The organism is Amycolatopsis ultiminotia (assembly GCF_039536925.1).
GTDB classification, from domain to species: Bacteria; Actinomycetota; Actinomycetes; order Mycobacteriales; family Pseudonocardiaceae; genus Amycolatopsis; species Amycolatopsis ultiminotia.
In genome coordinates, this window is the sequence record NZ_BAAAZN010000017.1 from 151052 (window position 1) to 169589 (window position 18538).

An 18538-nucleotide genomic window follows, 5' to 3' on the forward strand; every position below is an offset into this window, starting at 1 on the left:
ACTGTTCAGGTGCCATCAATCCTTGGAGGAACCGCACTATGACCCCCGAAAGCGTTGTCAAGCGGCACGACACCCGGGGCGGCATCGAATTCGCCGTCGCCGATCTGGACGCCGCCGAGTTCGGCCGGAAGGAGATCCGCCTCGCCGAACACGAGATGCCCGGCCTGATGGCGCTGCGCCGCGAGTACGCGGAGGTCTACCCGCTGCGCGGCGCGCGGATCTCCGGGTCGCTGCACATGACCGTGCAGACGGCGGTGCTGATCGAGACGCTGGTGGCGCTGGGCGCACAGGTGCGCTGGGCCTCGTGCAACATCTTCTCCACCCAGGATCACGCGGCCGCGGCCGTGGTGGTCGGCCCGCACGGCACCGTCGAGGAGCCGAAGGGGGTGCCGGTGTTCGCGTGGAAGGGCGAGTCGCTCGAGGAGTACTGGTGGTGCACCGAGCGGATGCTCACCTGGGACGGCGAGGGCCCGAACATGATCCTCGACGACGGCGGTGACGCGACCATGCTCGTGCACAAGGGTGCCGAGTACGAGAAGGCAGGCGTGGTGCCGCCCGCCGACGACGAGGACCCCGACGAGTGGAAGGTCTTCCTGGAGCTGCTGCGAGCCTCCGTCGCGGCGGACACCGGGAAGTGGACGACCATCGGCGAGGGCGTGCGCGGGGTCACCGAGGAGACCACCACCGGCGTGTTGCGGCTCTACCAGCTCGCCGCGGCCGGTGAGTTGTTGTTCCCCGCGATCAACGTGAACGACGCGGTCACCAAGTCCAAGTTCGACAACCGCTACGGCATCCGGCACTCGCTGGTCGACGGCATCAACCGCGGCACCGACGTGCTGATCGGCGGCAAGGTCGCGGTGGTCTGCGGCTACGGCGACGTCGGCAAGGGTGCCGCGGAGTCGCTGCGTGGGCAGGGCGCGCGGGTGATCGTGACCGAGATCGACCCGATCTGCGCGCTGCAGGCGGCGATGGACGGGTACCAGGTCAAGAAGCTGGAGAACGTGCTCGCCGAGGCGGACATCGTGATCACCACCACCGGCAACAAGAACGTGGTGATGGTCGAGCACATGGCGAAGATGAAGCACCAGGCCATCCTCGGCAACATCGGGCACTTCGACAACGAGCTCGACATGGCGGGTCTCGCCCGGTACCCCGGGGTGCGCCGGGTGAGCATCAAACCGCAGGTGGACGAGTGGGTGTTCCCCAACGGCAACACCATCCTCGTGTTGTCCGAGGGCAGGCTGCTGAACCTCGGCAACGCGACCGGGCACCCGTCGTTCGTGATGTCCAACAGCTTCTCGAACCAGGTGATCGCGCAGATCGAGCTGTTCACCAAGCCGGAGGAGTACGACAAGGAGGTCTACCGCCTCCCGAAGAAGCTGGACGAGAAGGTGGCCCGGATCCACCTGGAGGCACTCGGCGGCGAACTCACCAAGCTGTCGAAGGAACAGGCCGAGTACATCGACGTGGACGTCGAGGGCCCGTTCAAATCGGAGCACTACCGCTACTGAGCGGCCCGCGGAAAAGCCGCCCCGAACGCGTTTCGGGGCGGCTTTTCCGCGACTACCGGGTGTTGTGCACCAGGTGTGTCTGGCAAAGGTCCCGAAGTGTGACTGCGATGCTGTCCGGGTGTCGCGGTTCTAGTTGCTTTCAGCCGATCGGTGCGCGTTGATCGAGAACCTGCTTCCGGTCCGCACCGGCAAGCGGGGCCGGCCGTTCCCGGCTGCTCGGTCGGTTGGTCGGTGTCGGTGGATTCCACGATCGCGCGGGTGCATCAGCATCACCCGTCCCGCAGGGGCTGGGTCGAACTACACGCAGCTGCTGACCGAGCCGCCTGATCACGCGCTCGGCCGCTCTCACAGCGCACCATCTCGTCGACGGCACCGGCCGCCCGCTGGTGACGTTGGCCGGGCCCGGCCAGGCCGGGGATGCGCCGACGTTTGCCCATCCGATGTGGCATCTGCGCGGTGACAAGGCCTGTTCCTCGCGCGCGATCCGCGGACAGCTGCATGCCCGCGGCGTCACTGCGGTGATCCCGGAACCGGCTGATCAGGCCGGACACCGCACACGCCGCGGTTCCCGCGGCGGGCGTCCACCTGCCCTCGACTCGGTTGACCACCGTGGCCGCAGGCGTCGTCGAACGCGGCTTCACCCTGCTCGAACAGTGGCGCGGCCTGGCGACCTGCCACGACAAGCTCGCCATTCTCTACCGATCCGCGGTCGTCCTGCACGTCGTGCTCACCCCGACCAAAGCATGATCAGACACGCACCAGCCCGCCCGAGCCATTCCTCAACGGGGATAGCGCATTGTCAGCACCGCGGTGGCCGGACCGCCGACGCCCCGGTACACGTGGTCCGTCTCCGCGGTGAAGGTGTGGGTTTCGGTGGCCCGCAACGACACCGGTGCGTCCGCAGGGCCGACCTCGGCCACGCCGGTGAGCACGGTCAGTACCTCCAGCACGCCGGGACTGTGCGGTTTGGACAGCTGGGGCCGCTCGTCGATGTTCAGCCGGTAGACCTCGGTCAGCGCGTCCGGCTCCGCCCACCGGCCGAGCAGCGTCGCGGTCACGCTGTCGCCGTGCACCTCTTCGCCGGTCAGCAGGTCGCTCAGCGGCACCGACAGTGCGGTCGCGATGGCGAACAGCGTGTCCAGAGTGGGGTTTCGCCGTCCGTTCTCCAGTTCCGACAGCGTGCCCTTGCCCAGTCCGCTGCCTGCCGAGAGCGCGGTGAGACCGACGCCGGCGCGGGTGCGCAGGGTGCGGATGCGCCCGCCGACCGAGATCGCGAGCGCGCGGGCGTCCGGCCCGGATGACGGAGGCGGCTGCACCTGGCCTAGTCTAGTGTTCTGTTTACAGAACACGAGGAGGCGTGTGATGACCACGATGCAGCAGGTGCAGGAAGCGCTCGATGCGGCCGGAGCGGCCGGCCGCGCCAGGCAGCTGCCCCGCTCCACCCGGACCGCGGCGGAGGCGGCCGAAGCTCTCGGCTGCCCGGTCGGCGCGATCGCGAACAGTCTGGTGTTCCTCGCCGACGGCAGCCCGCTGCTCGTGCTGACCAGCGGGGCGCACCGGGTCGAGGTCGGTGCGCTCGCCGTCCGGCTCGGCCGCGAAGAGATCCGCCGGGCCACCCCGGACCAGGTCCGCGCCGCGACCGGGCAGGTCATCGGCGGCGTGGCACCGGTCGGGCATCCGGCGCCGCTGGAGACGGTGGTGGACGAGCACCTTGCCGAGTACGACCCGCTCTGGGCGGCGGCGGGTACCCCGAATGCGGTCTTCCCCACCACCTTCGACGAGCTGGTGCGGATCACCGGCGGCCGGGTCGCCGCGGTCGGCGACTGAGCTCAGTTCCACTCCACCGCGATCCCGGCCAGGCCGGGTCCGGTGTCGCCGAAGTAACCACTGGTCACGCCGCCGGTGTCGCATGCGAGCTCCTCGGCCTCGACCGGCAGCGCGTCGTCGCGGGCGCGCACCTCGCGGGTGCAGCGGGCGGGCATCGCCGCCGGGGAGAACTGCAGCTGCAGCAGGTAGCTGGCGCACTGGTCGCGCAGCATCCGGTAGTAGCCGGGGAAGAGCACGGGCGAATCGTCGCGCACCTCGAAGCAGAACACGTGGATGTCGCCCTCGGCGAGCTTGCGGTCGAACAGCAGCTCGGTGGCCATCGTCTCGCTGCCGGGGTGCCGCCGGATCCGGCCGACCCGGCAGCCTTCCGCGGTGATCAGCTGGACGTCGTCGATCCGGCAGCCGGGGTCTCCGTTGTAGACGGTCACATAGCGGTCCGGGCCGTGCCTGCGGGCCCTGGTGACCAGCCGGGTGCGGAAACTGACCTGGTGGCGCTGCTCGTCGATGGTGATCCGGTCGTGCACCGAGAGCAGTTCGAGATCGGCGTTGGAGTGGTGTGCGGCGGGCAGCACGCCCAGATCGGTGAGCAGCTGCTCGACGATCGACCCCATCTCGCCGGAGCGCAGGTCGTGGAACGACGCCGCGGCCTGGTGCCCGCGCGGGCGGGCGGTGCGCGGGCCGATCAGCACCACGAGCGAGTCGGCAGGCAGTTGCAGCACCGATTCGAGTGCGCGGACGGCGGGCAGTGCCTTGGGAACCTCCGGCTGGCGGAGCCCGCGCTGCCAGTAGCTCAACGTGGACTGTCCGATGTGGACGCCGCGGAGTGCGAGGTGGGCTCGCAGCCGGGCGAGCGAAAGGCCGCGGTGGGCAATGGCCATCCGCAGTGCCACGTGGAACTCGCCGGTGCGCAGTGCCTCGGCGAGCTCGGGTGGCGGTTCGCCGGGACCACGCCTGCCAGGTTCGATGATCAGTGGGCCTTCCCCGTCTCGTGCCACCGCTGTCCCTCCACCCGCGGCCGTTCGCGCGTGAGGCGTGAACACCGCGGAACGTTCACGGTAGCAGCGTGCGGCCACCCGCCCGACCACCGTTCGGCGTGCTCGGCCACGGAAGCGTAGCCGTTCCGCGTTCCCGGACCGACCCGGAACGTCGCCGCCGCGACAGGCGCGTCTTGCTCTCGGTGACCGCGCTGTTCACCGTGGTAACCACCGTAACGGCAGATCGGCGGGAGGCTTGCCGTGCCGATGCTGGGGAAGAGACGGAGAACCGGGAACGACGACAGAGTGGCCCGGCGGGACCGGGTGGCCGGCTTCGCACTGCTGGTCCTGCTGACCGGCTTGGCGTTGCTGGTGTCGGCACCGGGCGCGAGCGCGGCGCAGCCCGCCGGCACCGGCAACGCCCGCCTGGCCGGACCCGGCACCGCACACTTGGCGGGGTCCGGCACCGGCACCGCCCGCCTGGCCGGACCCGGCACCGCACACTTGGCGGAGTCCGGCACCGGCAACGTCCGCCTGGCGGGGCCTGGCACTGGCGAGGCACACCTGACTGCGTCCGGCACCGGCGCCGCGTACGCCGCGACCGGTGAAGCCCGCCCCCGCATCGTGTCCCGCGGCGACCGTGGCCAGACCCCGGAACCCCATGACAACAGCTGGATCCCTCTGCTCGCGTTGGCCGGGCTGCTGGTCGTGGCCCCGGTGGGTTACCTGGTGCACATGCGGCGCGAGCCGGGCTAGCTGTCGCGCCCGCCGGCCGCCGCCAGGACCCGCCGGACCGCGGTGCCGTTGCGCCGGGTGTTCTCCGGCTGCGGGAGTGCGTGCAGCGGGGCGGACATCGCCTCGACGGCCAGCGGGAGGTCGGGGCGTTTGCCGTACACCGTGCGCAGGAAACGGACCAGTTCTCCGTCGCCGGGCAGTAGCCGGTGGTCGATGGAGTCGTTCCGCAGATCGCCGACTGGCGTGGCGTGTGCGTCGGACAGTGCGGTGCTCACGGCGCGGCCCCGGCTGCGGTGCGCTCTGCCTGAACGGGCAAAGCCCGCCATGTCCTAGGGTGGTCGCCGTGGGGAGACTGGTCGTCATCGAAGGTCTGGACGGGGCGGGCAAGCGCACCCTGTCCGAGGGGCTCACCGCCGCGCTCGAACAGGCAGGCGCGAGCGTTGCCGGGCTTGCCTTTCCGCGGTACGGCCGCAGCGTGCACGCCGATCTCGTGCGGGAGGCGCTGCATCGGGGGCACGGCGACCTCGGCGATTCGGTGTACGGGATGGCGATGCTGTACGCCCTCGACCGCAGTGGTGCCGCGGACGAGATCCGTGCGCTGCAGGCGGAGAACGACGTCGTGCTCCTCGACCGGTATGTCGCCTCGAACGCCGCCTACGCCGCCGCTCGGCTGCGCCAGCACGCCGACGGCGAGGTGGTGCGCTGGGTGTGGGACCTCGAGGTGACCCGCTTCGCGCTGCCCCGGCCGGATGCGCAGCTGCTGCTGCGGGTCAGCCCGGAGGTCGCCGCCGAACGGGCGGTGCGCCGTGCGGAGTCGGACGCCGAGCGGGCACGGGACGCGTTCGAATCCGACGATTCCCTGCAGCAGCGTTGTGCTGCGGTGTACGACGAACTGGCCGGGGCCGGCTGGCTCGCGCCGTGGCACGTGCTCGACGGAGTGGCCGGAGTGGACCTGCCGACGCTGGCGAAGTCGTTGCTCGGCTGAGTTTTCACCCCAGTTCGGTGACGGACTTGCGCAGTTCGTCGAGTGCTTCGCCGGCCAGCGCGGCGAAATCCGGGTTCCCGTCCGGTGCGATCCAACGTTCGAACGCCGCGGTGAAGGCGAGCGAACCGACCGTCGAGGCGAGGTTCGCGGTCGTGTCCGGCACCCCGCGTTCGCGAAGGGCCTCGCGCATGGTCTCGGTGAGCGAGGTGGCCTTGAGCAGCTCACGTTCCCGCAGATCGCGGTGGTCGGCCACGATCACCTGGCGTTTGCGCGACAGCGCACGCCGTGCCTGCTCGAACACCACGGAGCCGGCTTCCAGTGCGGCGCCGATCGTCTCCAGCGGCGTCGCCTGCTCGGGTGCCGCGGCGATGCCCTCGGTGAACAGCCGGACCAGTACGTCCTGCCCGCCGAACAGCACCTCGCGCTTGTCGGCGAAGTAGCGGAAGAAGGTCCGTTTCGTGAGCCCGGCGCGCTCGGCGATCTCGGCGACGGTCGTCTGGTCGTAGCCCCGCTCCACGAACAGCTCGAGCGCGGCCAGTTCCAATCGGGCACGGGTGTTCGGTTCCCAGCGGGCCATCTGTCCATGATAGGTGATGGCACCTGGTGTCATCACGGTGTACTGTTTGTGATGTCACCTGGTGTCATCACGGAAGGAACCACCATGCGCGTCTTCATCACCGGAGCCAGCGGCCACGTCGCCGCGGCGCTGATCCCCGACCTGCTCTCGGCGGGTCACGAGGTCGTCGGCCTTGCCCGTTCGGACGCTTCGGCGGAGGCGGTGCGTGCTCGTGGCGCCACGGTCCGCCGTGGCGATCTGGACGACCTCGACGGCCTGCGGCAAGCGGCGACCGAGGCGGACGGCGTCATCCACCTCGCGTTCAAGCACGACCTGATGGTCGCGAACGACTACGCCGGCGCGGTGCACGCTGACCTGGCGGTGGTTCAGACCATCGGCGACGCGCTCGCCGGGACCGGCAAGCCCTTCGTCGGCACCTCGGGCACGATGATGCTGCTGGCGGCCGGCCTCGACCGCACCGGCACCGAGGACGACGTGGCCCCCGGTGGCCCCCGGGTGGACGCGGAAAACCTCCTGATCGGGCTCTCCGGACACGGCGTGCGGTCCTCGGTCGTCCGGCTGCCCCCGGTGGTGTACAGCGCACTCGACAAGCACGGCTTCGTGCCGACGCTGATCGCCGCCGCCCGGCGTACCGGCCGTTCCGCCTACCTCGGCGAAGGTGCCAACCGCTGGCCCGCCGGGCACACCCTGGACGCGGCCCGGGTCTACCGGCTGGCTCTGGAAAGCGCGCCGGCCGGGACCCGGCTGCACCCGGTGAACGACGAGGGCATCCCGCTGCGGCAGATCGCCGAGACGATCGGGCGGCGCCTCGGCGTGCCGGCAGTCAGCATCCCGGCGGAGGAGAGTGCGGCGCAGTTCGGCTTCCTCGGTGCGGCGGTGGGCGTGGACAACCCGGCGTCGTCGCTGCGCACACAGGAGGTCCTCGGGTGGAAGCCGGAGCACCAGGGCCTGCTCGCGGAGCTGGAGGAGGACCACTACTTCACCACCGCCTGAAGTCCCGGCCGACCGCACCGGCCCGCTTCGGGTGCCCGTCGGGCGTCATTCCGTGCTCCGCAACGGTTCCGCGGCAACTTTCGCGGCAAGCCGTTCACCGGAGGAGACGATTTCGACGGGGGTTCTCGGCTTCGCGTACTCGACCGGCAACCAGGCGTGTGCGAGGTTCTTGCCCACGGTGTAGCCGTATGCCGCACTCGTGACGTAGCCGGCCGGGCGGCCTTCGGCGTACACCGGCTCCTTCCCGCGCAGGACATGCTGCGGATCGTCGACGATCAGGCACACCAGCTTCCGGCTCACGGTGGCCGGTGAACGTTCCCGCAGCGTGTCCCGGCCGAGGAAGTACCCCTTGTCCATGCGAACGGCGAATCCGAGACCTGCTTCGTACGGATCGTGTTCGGTGGTCACGTCGGTGCCGCATTCGCGGTGCCCTTCCTCGAGCCGGAGGCTGGTGAGCGCGATCTGCCCGGCGGCGATGATCCCGTGTGGCCGCCCGGCCTTCTGCACCGTGTCCCACAGCCGCCGGCCGAGGTCCGCGCTCGTGTGCAGTTCCCAGCCCGGTTCGCCCACTTCGGACACTCCCACGGCGAGGACCGGTACGTCGCCGACGTAGCCGCGCCGGGCCTTCACCCCGCTCGTGAAATCCAGTGTGGACAGTTCCGGCAGTACCTGCCTGGCGAGCGGCCCCCACAGTCCGAGACAGCACGTGCCGGACGTGATCTCGCGCAGCTGCACCGCGCCGTCGCGGGGCAGATGCCGGTACAACCAGTCGACGTCGAGGTGGCTGTGCACCGCCAGCTGGAACAGCTCGGTGCCGAGCCTGGTCACGGTGAGCTCGCTGCGCACGCCGCCGTCTTCCCCGAGCAGCAACGTGCCCAGCACCGACCCCGGCGTGCGGTCCAGCTGGTTCGTGGTCATCGCCTGCAGGAACGGCAACGCACCGGGACCGGTGATCTCCAGCCGTCTTCGGGGCGTCAGGTCGAACATCGCCACCCGGCTGCGGGTGACCAGCGCTTCGGCGCCTCCGACCGGTTCCTCGTCCCGCACCGGCACCCAGGAAACCTCCGGCAGGTGCTCGTTGGCGGCGTACCACTGCGGTCTGGCCCAGCCGTCGTCCTCCTGCAAGTGTGCGCCCAGCGCGATTTCGCGTTCGTAGAACGGGGAAGTCCGCGGTGCTTCGGCGGGCTCGCGCTCCCGAGCGTGCGCCGAAGCGATACTGCGTGCCCGCAGGTGGTCGGGAGCGAGCTGGACCCGGTCGAACCGCGCGAGGTCGACAGCGTGCAGCGCCAGCTGCGCCTGGCCGTCCACCAGCCAGCGCGCCAGCTCCCGCGCGACGCCCGCGGACCAGGCCGTGCCCAGCGCCTCGGCCACCCAGAAGCCGTCCAGGTCCGGGTGCTCGCCGAGCAGAGGCAGTCCGTCCGGGGTCATCGGGACCGGTCCGCCGGTACCTTCCTCGGCCTTGCCCTCGGCGAGCGCAGGCAGCAGTTCGGCCGCACTGGCCCAGTGCTGTTCGAACCCGGCCGGGTTGAACGGCGGGACCGTGCCGCCGTGCTGGGCGAACGCGCTCACGCCGATCCGGTCCACGTGCTCGCGCAGCGACAGCCCCGCGTCCGGATGGCCCAGTACCGGCTTGCCCGCCTCGGTGAAGTCGTCGTTGTGCCCGGCCAGCGCCGGCAGCGGCGTGCTGTGCGCGTGCTCCCGGGTGATCGGCACGATCGGCACCGGCAGATCCACCAGCCTGCCCAGCTCGGGGCCACGCACCCCGGCACACGACACGATCACCTCCGCCCGGAACCGCTCGGTGTCGGTGACCACCCCGGTCACCCGCCCGCCGCCGCGGACGATCTCCACGACCCGTTGCCCGGTCAGGAATCGCGCACCGCGGGCGCGGGCACGGCGGGCCTGTGCCCGCGCCGCGCGGGCCGGCTCGGCCAGTCCGTCGCCCGGCACGTGCAGGCCGCCGAGCAGCTTCCCCGGATCGAGCAGCGGATGCAGATGCGCGCATTCGGCCGGGGTGCGCAGGTAGCTGCGCACGCCCCAGGACGTGGCCAAGCCGTGCTGCCTGCGCAGTGCGGTGAGCCGCTCCGGGGTGGTCGCCAGGGTGAGGCTGCCCACCGGCTGGAAGCACCAGCGGCCGTCGACGGTCAGCGCGCCGTACTTGTCCACGGTGTACTTCGCGAATTCGGTCGCGGTGCGGTCGGGGTGGGTGCGGAACACCAGCCCGTGGTCGAGCCCGGTGGACCCGCTCGCGGCGATCTCCTGGCCCTGCTCCAGCACCGTCACCTCGGTCCAGCCCGCGACGGTGAGCTCGTCGGCGACCGCGCAGCCGAGCAGGCCTGCGCCGATCACGACCACGCGCGGTCGAGGTGCCACCGCGGTACCTCCTGCCTGCCGGGCGCCTGCGGCGCCGGCTCGGGGTGAGACAGGCATGCCGAACGGCCCGCCGGAGACGGGCTACGGTGCGGATGGAGATCGATGTTCCGTCTTGCGCACCAAAAGTGCGGGATCCGCGGCGTGCTGTCAAGGACCGGATCCGCCGCCGCCCTCCGGCGCGGCCGGTCAGCCCTCGAAATAGCCCAGCTGGGCGGAAAGCTCTTGCGCCGCTTCGGTCATCGGCCGCACGATCTGGCGGATCCGCTGTTTGGAAAGCCGGTAGGACGGTCCGGATGCGCTCATCGCGGCGACCACCTCGCCGCCGGTCCCGCGGATCGGCACCGCGACCGCGTGCATGCCGAGCTCGAGCTCCTCGAAGCAGGACGCGTAGCCGTCCTCGGCCACCCGCTCCAGTTCGGACTCCAGTTCGTCGATGTCGACCGTGGTGCGCGGGGTGTAGGGCGCCAGCTCGTCGTGGCCGAGCATCCGCTTGCGTTCCGCGTCGTCCATCGCGGCGAGCAGCACCTTGCCGCTCGAGGTCGCGTGCAGCGGCGTGCGCTGCCCGGTCCAGTTCTGCGTGGTGATCGCGGCCGCCCCGCGGGCCTGGCTGATGTTGATCGCCACGCCGTCGTCGGCGATCGCGATGTTCACCGTTTCGCCGAGCTCCTCGGCCACTGCCTGGCAGGTCCGCCTGCCGAGCTTGGCGAGGTCCATCCGGGCGGTCGCGGCACCGGCCAGCCGGACGACGCCGAAACCGATCGCGTACTTACCGCGTTCGCCGAGCTGCTCCACCAGCCCGTGCGATTCCAGAACGCTCAGCAGCCGGGATGCGGTCGACTTGTGCACCCCGAGCTCCCCGGCGATCTCGGTGATCCCCGATTCCCCGTTGCGCGCGAGCAGCTCCAGTACGGTGATCGCGCGGTCGACCGATTGCACTTGACTTCCTGTTGCGTTGCCCGAGTTCTGGTTCCGCATGACGCAACAGTAACCGCTCCGGTGCGATCTGTTCGGCTGAGCGGGCGAATCCGTGCGCTGCCACCGCCCCGGCACGTCCGGATGGCGCAACCGGGACCGCAATCTTGATCTTTCCGGTGGTCAACCACGCGGGTCGGGCGCGCGGGCGCGGGCCGTAGTGCGAACATGTGCACATGAAGGCACGTGTCTTGGTGGTCGACGACGACCCTGCGCTCGCGGAGATGCTCACCATCGTGCTCCGCGGCGAGGGGTTCGACACCGCAGTGGTCGCGGACGGTTCGCGGGCACTGCCCGCGCTGCGCGAGCTCAAGCCGGACCTGGTCCTGCTCGACCTCATGCTGCCCGGTATGAACGGCATCGACGTCTGCAAGGCGATCCGCGCCGAATCCGGCGTGCCGATCGTGATGCTGACCGCCAAGAGCGACACCGTGGACATCGTGCTCGGACTCGAATCCGGCGCCGACGACTACGTGGTCAAGCCGTTCAAGCCGAAGGAACTCGTCGCGCGGGTGCGCGCGCGGATGCGCCGCACCGAGGCCGAGCCTGCCGAATCGCTCACCATCGGCGACCTCGCCATCGACGTGCCGGGGCACGAGGTCACCCGCGAGGGCAAGGCGATCCCGCTGACCCCGCTCGAATTCGACCTGCTCGTGGCGCTGGCCCGCAAACCGCGCCAGGTGTTCACCAGGGAAGTGCTGCTCGAACAGGTGTGGGGCTACCGGCACGCGGCCGACACCCGGCTGGTCAACGTGCACGTCCAGCGGCTTCGTTCGAAGGTGGAGAAGGATCCGGAGCACCCCGAGGTGGTGCTGACCGTACGCGGCGTCGGCTACAAGGCCGGCCCGCCGTGATGGGGCGATGACCGGTCTCGCGCGGGGCGCGGGCCGGCTGGCCGGCACTGTCCGGGCTACCGGGCGCCTGCTGCGGCGGCTCGTGGTTCTCCTCCGCCGCCGGGCGAGTGCGTTCAACGACCTGTGGCGGCATTCGCTGCAGTTCCGCGTCACGATCTCCACGCTGGCGCTGTCCTCGGCCGTGGTGTTCGTACTGGGCATGGTGCTGCAGAACCAGATCACCGAACGGCTGCTGGACACCAAGCGCAACGCCGCGATCGAGCAGACGCAGGCGCTGGCCGACACCGCGGCGCGCGAGCTCGTCGGGGTCGGCGGTGAATCGCCGGACGCGTTGCACACGCGCCTGGAGAACGCGCTGAAGAAGATCTCGTCGGCGGGTTCGTCCCCGGCGAGGTCCACCGCGGGTGCGTTCGAACCGGTGCTCGCCAGCGTCGCCCGCGGACAGGCGGACACCGATCCGATCTACGTCGGCCCGTTCTCCTCGATCCCGGTCCGGCTGCGCCAGTTCGTGGAAGCCGACCGGCTGGCCCGGCTGGAGCACACCGTCGACGAGAAGGGCGTGCGCACCACCTACCTGATCGTCGGCACGCCGCTCGATTCGGCGGCCAGCCCGCTGCAGCTGTACCTGCTCTTCCCGCTGACCAGCGAGCAGAACACCGTCTCGACGGTGCAGAACACGCTGCTCGTCGGCGGTCTGGTCCTGCTGATCCTGCTCGCGGGTATCACGAACCTGGTGGTCCGGCAGGTGGTGCGGCCGGTGCGGCAGGCGGCCGCGGCGGCCGAGCAGTTCGCGGGCGGGGACCTCGACCAGCGGCTCGCCGCGGTCGGCGAGGACGATCTGGCCAAGCTCGCGGTGTCCTACAACCGGATGGCCGCGAGCATCCAGCTCCAGATCCGCCAGCTCGAGGAGTTCGGCGGACTGCAGCGCCGGTTCACCTCCGACGTGTCGCACGAGCTGCGCACCCCGCTGACCACCGTGCGGATGGCCGCGGACGTGCTGCACGCCTCGCGCGAGCAGTTCCCCGCCGGGCTGGCCCGTTCCACCGAACTGCTGGTGGACGAGCTGGACCGGTTCGAGTCACTGCTCGGCGATCTGCTGGAGATCAGCAGGCTCGACGCGGGGGTGGAGGAACTGGCCGCCGAGGACATCGACGTGCGGCCGATCGCGACCCGCGCGGTGGAGCAGGTGCGGGTGCTCGCCGCGGGCACCGGCAGCGAGGTGGAACTGGTACTGCCGGACGACGACGCGTCGGCCGAGGTGGACGCGCGAAGGGTCGAGCGGATCCTGCGCAACCTGCTCGCCAACGCGGTCGACCACAGCGAGGGACAGCCGGTGGTGCTCACCGTGGCGGCGAACGAGAGCGCGGTGGCGATCACCGTGCGGGACTACGGCGTCGGACTGCGGACCGGGGAGGCGGATCTGGTGTTCAACCGGTTCTGGCGGGCCGATCCGTCCCGCAACCGGCGCACCGGCGGCACCGGGCTCGGACTGGCGATCAGCCAGGAGGATGCCCGCCTGCACGGCGGAATCCTCGACGCATGGGGAGAAACCGGGCACGGCGCGTGCTTCCGGCTGGTGCTGCCGCGCCGGCAGGGCGTGCCGATCGGCGAAAGCCCGATCGGACTGCCGCCTGCCGACGCGGTTTCCGAGATCACCCTGTCGCCGTCCTCGGTGCACGAACTGCAGTCCGAGCCGGAGCCGGTCCCCGAGGACCCGGATCGAGAGGAGGTCGGCCGATGAGGCGGGTGCTGCTGCTGGCGGTGGCGAGCGTGCTGCTGCTCGCCGGATGCGCGAACGTGCCACTGGAGTCGTCGCCGGTGGCGGTCTCCACGGACGGGCCGCAGCCGCAGCCGAACGACCTCCCGCAGCCGGGGAAGGATGCGGACCCGCTCACCCTCGTGCGGCAGTTCGTCGAAGCCTGCGCCGATCCGCGGTCCGGCAACGTGGCCGCCCGTGCGTTCCTCGACGACCAGCAGCGCAGTGCGTGGCGGCCGAGCCGGGCGATCACCATCATCGACAACACCTTCAGCACGGTCTACGACCAGACGCCCGCACCGCCGTCGTCGTCGGCCGCGCCACCGGATCCGAACGTGCGCACCGTGTCGCTGCGCGGTTCGATCCTCGGCACGCTGAGCGCGGACAGCGCGTTCATCCCCGGTTCCGGCCCGACCGAACCGACCTTCCAGGTGCGACGGCAGCCGAACGGGCAGTGGCGGATCTCCACCCCGCCGCCGGTCCTGCTGGTCACCGACGACGGTTTCGACGCGAACTACAACCGCGTCGCGGTGAGCTTCTACTCGCCGGACTCCGGGACGTTCGTGCCGGATCTGCGTTACGTCGGCGCGCGGCCGCAGTCGGGTATGCCGGGCCGGGTGATGGACATGATCCTGCAGGGCCCGTCGGCCGGGCTTTCCGGTGCGGTGAAGAACCTGCTCGGTGACCAGGTCACGCTCGAGACGAACGTGACCAACAACGACGACGGCTCGCTGCTGGTGCAGCTGAGCGGGCTCACCGGGGCAGGCGAGGAAACCCGGTCGCTGATCGCCGCGCAGATCACGCTGTCGATGCAGACCGTGACGTCCACGCGGATCCGGCTGCTCGCCGACGGTTCCCCGCTGGTACGTGATCGCGAGTACTGGCGCAGCAGTGATGTGCCCGCCTACGGTGCGGCCTCCTCGCCGAGTCCGGACCTGCCCGGCCTGATGACGGTCGGCGGCCGGATCCGTTCGCTCGGCACCGGCGCCCCGATCCCCGGCCCGGCGGGCACCGGTGCGTACGGGGTGGTGAGTGCCGCACAGTCGATCGACGGCAAACGGCTGGCCGTGGTCGAACAGGACGGCGACCGCGTCCGGCTGCGCATCGGCGACCTCGGCGGCGAACTGCCGCCGGTCGAGCTGAACGGCGGCAGCCTGAGCAGGCCGACCTGGCGCCCGGCGCCGAGCGGGTCCGGCCTGTCGGGGGAGGTGTGGACGGTCGTCGACCACACGATCATCGCCCGCATGGTGCTCGACCCGGACGGTCACTGGCAGCGCCAGAGCGTGAACGCGAACGACCTGCTGGCGCTGGGCCCGATCGACGCACTGCGGCTGTCGCGCGACGGTGCCAGGGTGGCCGCCATCGTGAACGGCCAGCTGGTCGTGGCCGCCGTCGTGCGCAGCGGGGACACGGTGACGCTGCGCGAACCCCGCGTCCTGCAGCCCGGCGTCCTGTCGGACGTGGTGGACGTGGACTGGGGCTCGAGCCCGGACACCCTGGTGGCGGCCACGTCGTCGACGTCGCAGCCGATCCAGCGAGTCTCCGTGGACGGCCGCAGGATGGACGCGTTCAACGGCTCGAACCTCACGCCCCCGGTCCGAGCGGTGACCGCGGCCCCGAGCCGCCCGATAGTCGCCGCCGACGCCGGAGGCCTGTGGAACGCCACCGAACTGGGCGAAGTATGGCGCCCCCAAGCCCACACCCTCCGCGACGCGATCCCGTTCTACCCGGGCTGAGACCGGTCCGGCCGGCCCCCTTCCGACCGGTTGGCCGGTGCCGATCGGCTTCGGGCGCAGCCCGGCGTGCGCCCGGACCGATCGTGTGTCTGGCGCTGCGGTCCGACGATGGGTTGTCGGGCTGGGTAGCCGATTGAGGCTCTGGGCGGGTCGCGGACCGGGGTGGTCGGCAGGCCGGTCTGGTTGGCGGATGGCTGGCCTGGTCGGGCCCTGGCCCACCGGTGGCGGGTCGCTGGGCCCGGGGTGGTTGGTGCTTGGTCTGGTTGGTGGGTCGGTCGGTGCCTTGGTCCGGTGGCGGCGGGTCGCTGGGCGTGGGCGGTTGGTGCCTTGGTCCGGTTGGTAGGTCGCTGGGCGTGATGGCTGGTGACCGGTGGCGTTGGCCCGGAGGCGGGCCGCCGGGTGGTGGGTGTTCTGGTCTGGCGGTGGGTCGCCGGGTTGGCGGTTGGTGGGTCGCAAGGTTTGGTGGTTGGTGGGGTTGTCGGTTTGGTGATGGGTCGGTGGGTCCGGGTGGCGGGTGCTCTGGTCCGGTGGCAGGCCGCCGGGCCAGGCGGTCGGCGGCCCGTCGGTCGTTTGCCGGGTTGGGTGGTCGCCGAGGTCGTGCACCGGTGGCAGCCGACCCGAACTGCCGGCCGACCCGAACTGCCGGCCGTCGCGGACGTGCGTTGCCTGATCCGCTGGTGACGGTCGTCGAACCGCTGGTTATCGGGCTTCGCGCCGGAAACTGTCGGTGCTGGGTTGCATACTCGCAGTCATGCTGTTGGACCTGCTGCTCCCATCCCGCTGCGCCGGCTGCGACACCCGAGGCACCGCCGTATGCGCCGACTGTTCCCGCGTGTGGTCGTCCCTGACCGAGGTGGTCCGCACTCCGCTGACCGTCCCGGCCTACGCCCTCGCTCCCTACCAAGGCGTCGCGAAACGAATCCTGCTCACCTACAAGGAACGCGGCCGCCGCGACGTCGCCCCCGCACTGGGCCGGGCCCTGGCCACCGCCCTGCAGTCCCTACCCGGCTACGCCGCCCTGCCGACCCCCGACTGGCAGCCAGATCTGGGGTCCCAGCCGCCTCCCGGCCTCGAGCCGCCTCCCGGCCTCCGGCAGGCTTCCGGCCCCCGGCCGGTTCCCAGGTCCAGGGCAGCCCCCGACTCCCAGCCACCTCCCGGCTCCAGCCCGCTCCTCGACTCCCAGCCGGATTCCGGTTTCAGACCGCCAGGTCCGGGCCCGGCCGCCGGCTCCGGACGAACCCCCGAAACCCCGCCAACCCCCGAGTCTCGGTTGGGGTGTGGGTCCGGGCCGGCCTCCGGAACCCTGCTGATCCGCGAGTCCCGGCTGGACTACGCCTCCGGGCTGGCCCCCGAAACCCTGCCAATCCCTGGGTCCCGGGCGGACTACGCATCCGAGCTGGCCCCTGAAACCCTGCTGATCCGCGAGTCCCGGCTGGACTACGCATCCGGGCCGGCCCCTGAAACCCTGTTGATCTCTGGTTCCTGGCCGGGTCGCGCCTCCGATCCGGCCGCCGGATTCCGTCCAGCTCCCGGTTCCCGGCCGGACTCTGTGCGCCGGTCCGGTTCCGCGCGTCGAGTCGCCGCTGGCTTCGAGTCCGCCGTTGAGCGTCGACGTACTTCCGGCTCCGAGGCTCCGGCCGATTCCGGGTCTCCGTCCGGGGCCGGGCTTCCTCCCGGCCATCGGGTGGTTCCTGGCCGGGAGTCCGGGGCTGCCGGTCGGTTCGCTTCCGATCCCGAGTCCGTTTCCAGCCGCCGGTTCTCGGCTGGCCCCGAGTCCCTCGTTGCGCGTCGGCGCGCTTCCGGTGCCGAGCCGGTGGCGGGGTCTCGGTTCGCTGCCGGCCGTCAGGCTCCGGACGGCCCCCAACCGGGTGGATTGTCGCCGGGGCGTGGTTGCGGTGCGGGGTACCAGCGGGCCGGTCGGACCGAACCCACCAGCCACATCCGCCACCAGGCACCACTCGGGCGTGCCGCACCGAACGGAGGTCATCCACCCCACCCATCGGCTGAGCGGCCGCCGTTGTCCGGCCGGGAGCGGCGGTGGCTGTCGGCATTGCCTTGTCCGGACGGTGTTTCGGGGCAGTCGGCGGGGTCGCGCCGGGCCGTCGATCAGCCTCTCTGCCTGGTCCCGGTACCCAGCCGCCGGGTAGCGTCCCGGGTCCGCGGCGGTCCGCACATGCAGCGAATAGCGGAAATCGCCGCCCGGCTGCTCGGCGACGTCTACGTCGCACCCGCGCTGGTCCTCGACGGCGGCCGCGACTCGGTCGGCCTCTCCCGGACCCAGCGGGCCCGCAATCTGCACGGCCGTCTCCGCTTCCTCCCCGACGGCCGCCCGCCACCGGGCACCCGCGTCGTCCTGGTCGACGACGTGATCACGACCGGGACCACGTCCGCCGCCTGCGTCACCACCTTGGCCGAGGCAGGGGTGCCGGTGGCAGCCGTCGTCGCACTGCTCGCTGCCGGATGAGCCAACCCACCCCGCACGGATCTGCCCGGCACGGCCCGCCCACCCGGACCAGCTCCGGCACACTGGCCCGCTTCGGCGCAGGCCCACACGCGCCGACCGCTCCGCCACAAGTCGGCCCGCCCGCAGGTCCCCGATCGCACGTCGGCTTCGCCCGCACGCCGGACTCGCGCGGGCGGGGCAGCCCTCGGCACACACGGGCTCGGATGTCGCTCACGCGGGCAGGTCCACCCCGCCCGCGGGTCGGATCTGCCCGGAGGTCGGACGCATCTGCGGGTCGGATCTGTGCGTTGGGTCTGTCCCGCCGTCGGACCCGGTTGCGTGGACGGGTCTCGGCACACATGGGTTCGCATGTCGCTCACGCGGGCAGGTCCACCCCGCCCGCGCGTCGGATCTGCCCGTACGTCGGACGCATCTGCGGGTCGGATCTGTGCGTTGGGTCTGTCCCGCCGGCGGACCCGGTTGCGTGGACGGGTCTCAGCACACATGGGTTCGCATGTCGCCCCGCCCGAGGGTCCGCTCCGCTCGCCGCCGGCGCGCCGACTCCACTCGCTGCAGAGGCCCGGTCGCATGTCGGACCCCGCCTGGAGTTCGGTCCTGCTCGCATCGGCCCGCTGGTGCCGGTCGGTCCGCCCGCCGTGCCGGTCCGCCCGTGCCGGGCCGTCCGCCCGTGCCGGTCGGGCCCGCCGGTGCCGGGCCGTCCGCACGTCGGCCCGTCTGCAGGTCCGCCGATTCGCCCGTCTGTCCGTACGTCAGCCCTGCGTGCTGCGGCATCCGGTCGGTC

Annotated in this window: 16 protein-coding genes; 10 read left to right on the top strand and 6 right to left on the bottom strand. The window is 71.4% G+C overall.

Annotated features, from left to right (window positions below; genetic code table 11):
* Positions 1-38: 38 nt before the first annotated feature.
* Together ahcY and ABD793_RS32050 are read left to right on the top strand one after the other, a co-directional pair.
* Positions 39-1511, top strand: a complete 1473-nt coding sequence (gene ahcY / locus ABD793_RS32045; RefSeq protein WP_344866836.1) for an adenosylhomocysteinase — start codon at positions 39-41, stop codon at positions 1509-1511.
* 600 nt (positions 1512-2111) lie between these two features.
* The gene (locus tag ABD793_RS32050; RefSeq protein WP_344866838.1) at positions 2112-2258 is read left to right on the top strand and encodes a hypothetical protein; all 147 of its coding nucleotides are present in this window, start codon (positions 2112-2114) and stop codon (positions 2256-2258) included.
* Between the two features lie 32 nt (positions 2259-2290).
* Here the strand turns inward: ABD793_RS32050 and ABD793_RS32055 are convergent, their stop codons facing one another.
* Positions 2291-2827 carry a helix-turn-helix domain-containing protein gene (locus ABD793_RS32055; RefSeq protein ID WP_344866840.1) on the bottom strand — a complete coding sequence of 179 codons (537 nt, stop codon included), beginning with the start codon at positions 2825-2827 and terminating at the stop codon, positions 2291-2293.
* Positions 2828-2873: 46 nt separating this feature from the next.
* Here ABD793_RS32055 and ABD793_RS32060 point away from each other — a divergent pair, with 46 nt between their 5' ends.
* Positions 2874-3338, top strand: coding sequence for a YbaK/EbsC family protein (locus tag ABD793_RS32060; RefSeq protein ID WP_344866842.1), 465 nt, complete (start codon positions 2874-2876; stop codon positions 3336-3338).
* Between the two features lie 2 nt (positions 3339-3340).
* On the opposite strand, the gene ABD793_RS32065 is transcribed toward ABD793_RS32060, so the two are convergent.
* On the bottom strand, positions 3341-4333 hold the full coding sequence (locus ABD793_RS32065) for a hypothetical protein (RefSeq protein WP_344866844.1): 993 nt from the start codon (positions 4331-4333) through the stop codon (positions 3341-3343).
* Positions 4334-4618: 285 nt separating this feature from the next.
* Here ABD793_RS32065 and ABD793_RS32070 point away from each other — a divergent pair, with 285 nt between their 5' ends.
* The gene (locus ABD793_RS32070; protein ID WP_344866846.1) at positions 4619-5068 is read left to right on the top strand and encodes a hypothetical protein; all 450 of its coding nucleotides are present in this window, start codon (positions 4619-4621) and stop codon (positions 5066-5068) included.
* Here the strand turns inward: ABD793_RS32070 and ABD793_RS32075 are convergent.
* Positions 5065-5322: a hypothetical protein gene (locus ABD793_RS32075; RefSeq protein WP_344866848.1), complete on the bottom strand. Its 258-nt coding sequence runs from the start codon at positions 5320-5322 to the stop codon at positions 5065-5067. The two genes, ABD793_RS32070 and ABD793_RS32075, sit on opposite strands and share 4 nt — an antisense overlap.
* A 59-nt stretch (positions 5323-5381) precedes the next feature.
* On the opposite strand from ABD793_RS32075, the gene ABD793_RS32080 reads away from it, so the two are divergent.
* Complete coding sequence (locus tag ABD793_RS32080; RefSeq protein WP_344866850.1) at positions 5382-6032, top strand: dTMP kinase; 651 nt, start codon at positions 5382-5384, stop codon at positions 6030-6032.
* 4 nt (positions 6033-6036) lie between these two features.
* Here ABD793_RS32080 and ABD793_RS32085 read toward each other — a convergent pair whose 3' ends face one another.
* Positions 6037-6609 (bottom strand): TetR family transcriptional regulator, encoded by a 573-nt coding sequence (locus ABD793_RS32085; protein ID WP_344866852.1) that lies wholly within the window; start codon positions 6607-6609, stop codon positions 6037-6039.
* A gap of 84 nt (positions 6610-6693) precedes the next feature.
* Between ABD793_RS32085 and ABD793_RS32090 the strand changes: the two genes are divergently transcribed.
* Positions 6694-7602 carry an SDR family oxidoreductase gene (locus ABD793_RS32090; protein WP_344866854.1) on the top strand — a complete coding sequence of 303 codons (909 nt, stop codon included), beginning with the start codon at positions 6694-6696 and terminating at the stop codon, positions 7600-7602.
* Between the two features lie 45 nt (positions 7603-7647).
* Here the strand turns inward: ABD793_RS32090 and ABD793_RS32095 are convergent, their stop codons facing one another.
* Both ABD793_RS32095 and ABD793_RS32100 read right to left on the bottom strand, forming a co-directional pair.
* Positions 7648-9975 (bottom strand): FAD-dependent oxidoreductase, encoded by a 2328-nt coding sequence (locus tag ABD793_RS32095; RefSeq protein WP_344866856.1) that lies wholly within the window; start codon positions 9973-9975, stop codon positions 7648-7650.
* A gap of 186 nt (positions 9976-10161) precedes the next feature.
* Positions 10162-10950, bottom strand: a complete 789-nt coding sequence (locus tag ABD793_RS32100; protein WP_344866858.1) for an IclR family transcriptional regulator — start codon at positions 10948-10950, stop codon at positions 10162-10164.
* A gap of 173 nt (positions 10951-11123) precedes the next feature.
* Here ABD793_RS32100 and mtrA point away from each other — a divergent pair, with 173 nt between their 5' ends.
* The 4 genes from mtrA (at position 11124) to ABD793_RS32120 (ending at position 17757) form a co-directional block, all read left to right on the top strand.
* Positions 11124-11801, top strand: coding sequence for an MtrAB system response regulator MtrA (mtrA, locus tag ABD793_RS32105; RefSeq protein WP_005150760.1), 678 nt, complete (start codon positions 11124-11126; stop codon positions 11799-11801).
* A 7-nt stretch (positions 11802-11808) separates the two neighbouring features.
* Complete coding sequence (gene mtrB / locus ABD793_RS32110; protein WP_344866861.1) at positions 11809-13542, top strand: MtrAB system histidine kinase MtrB; 1734 nt, start codon at positions 11809-11811, stop codon at positions 13540-13542.
* Positions 13539-15293 carry an LpqB family beta-propeller domain-containing protein gene (locus ABD793_RS32115; protein WP_344866863.1) on the top strand — a complete coding sequence of 585 codons (1755 nt, stop codon included), beginning with the start codon at positions 13539-13541 and terminating at the stop codon, positions 15291-15293. Before mtrB ends, ABD793_RS32115 begins: the two co-directional genes overlap by 4 nt.
* A 2173-nt stretch (positions 15294-17466) precedes the next feature.
* Positions 17467-17757 carry a ComF family protein gene (locus tag ABD793_RS32120; protein WP_344866865.1) on the top strand — a complete coding sequence of 97 codons (291 nt, stop codon included), beginning with the start codon at positions 17467-17469 and terminating at the stop codon, positions 17755-17757.
* Positions 17758-18538: the final 781 nt, after the last annotated feature.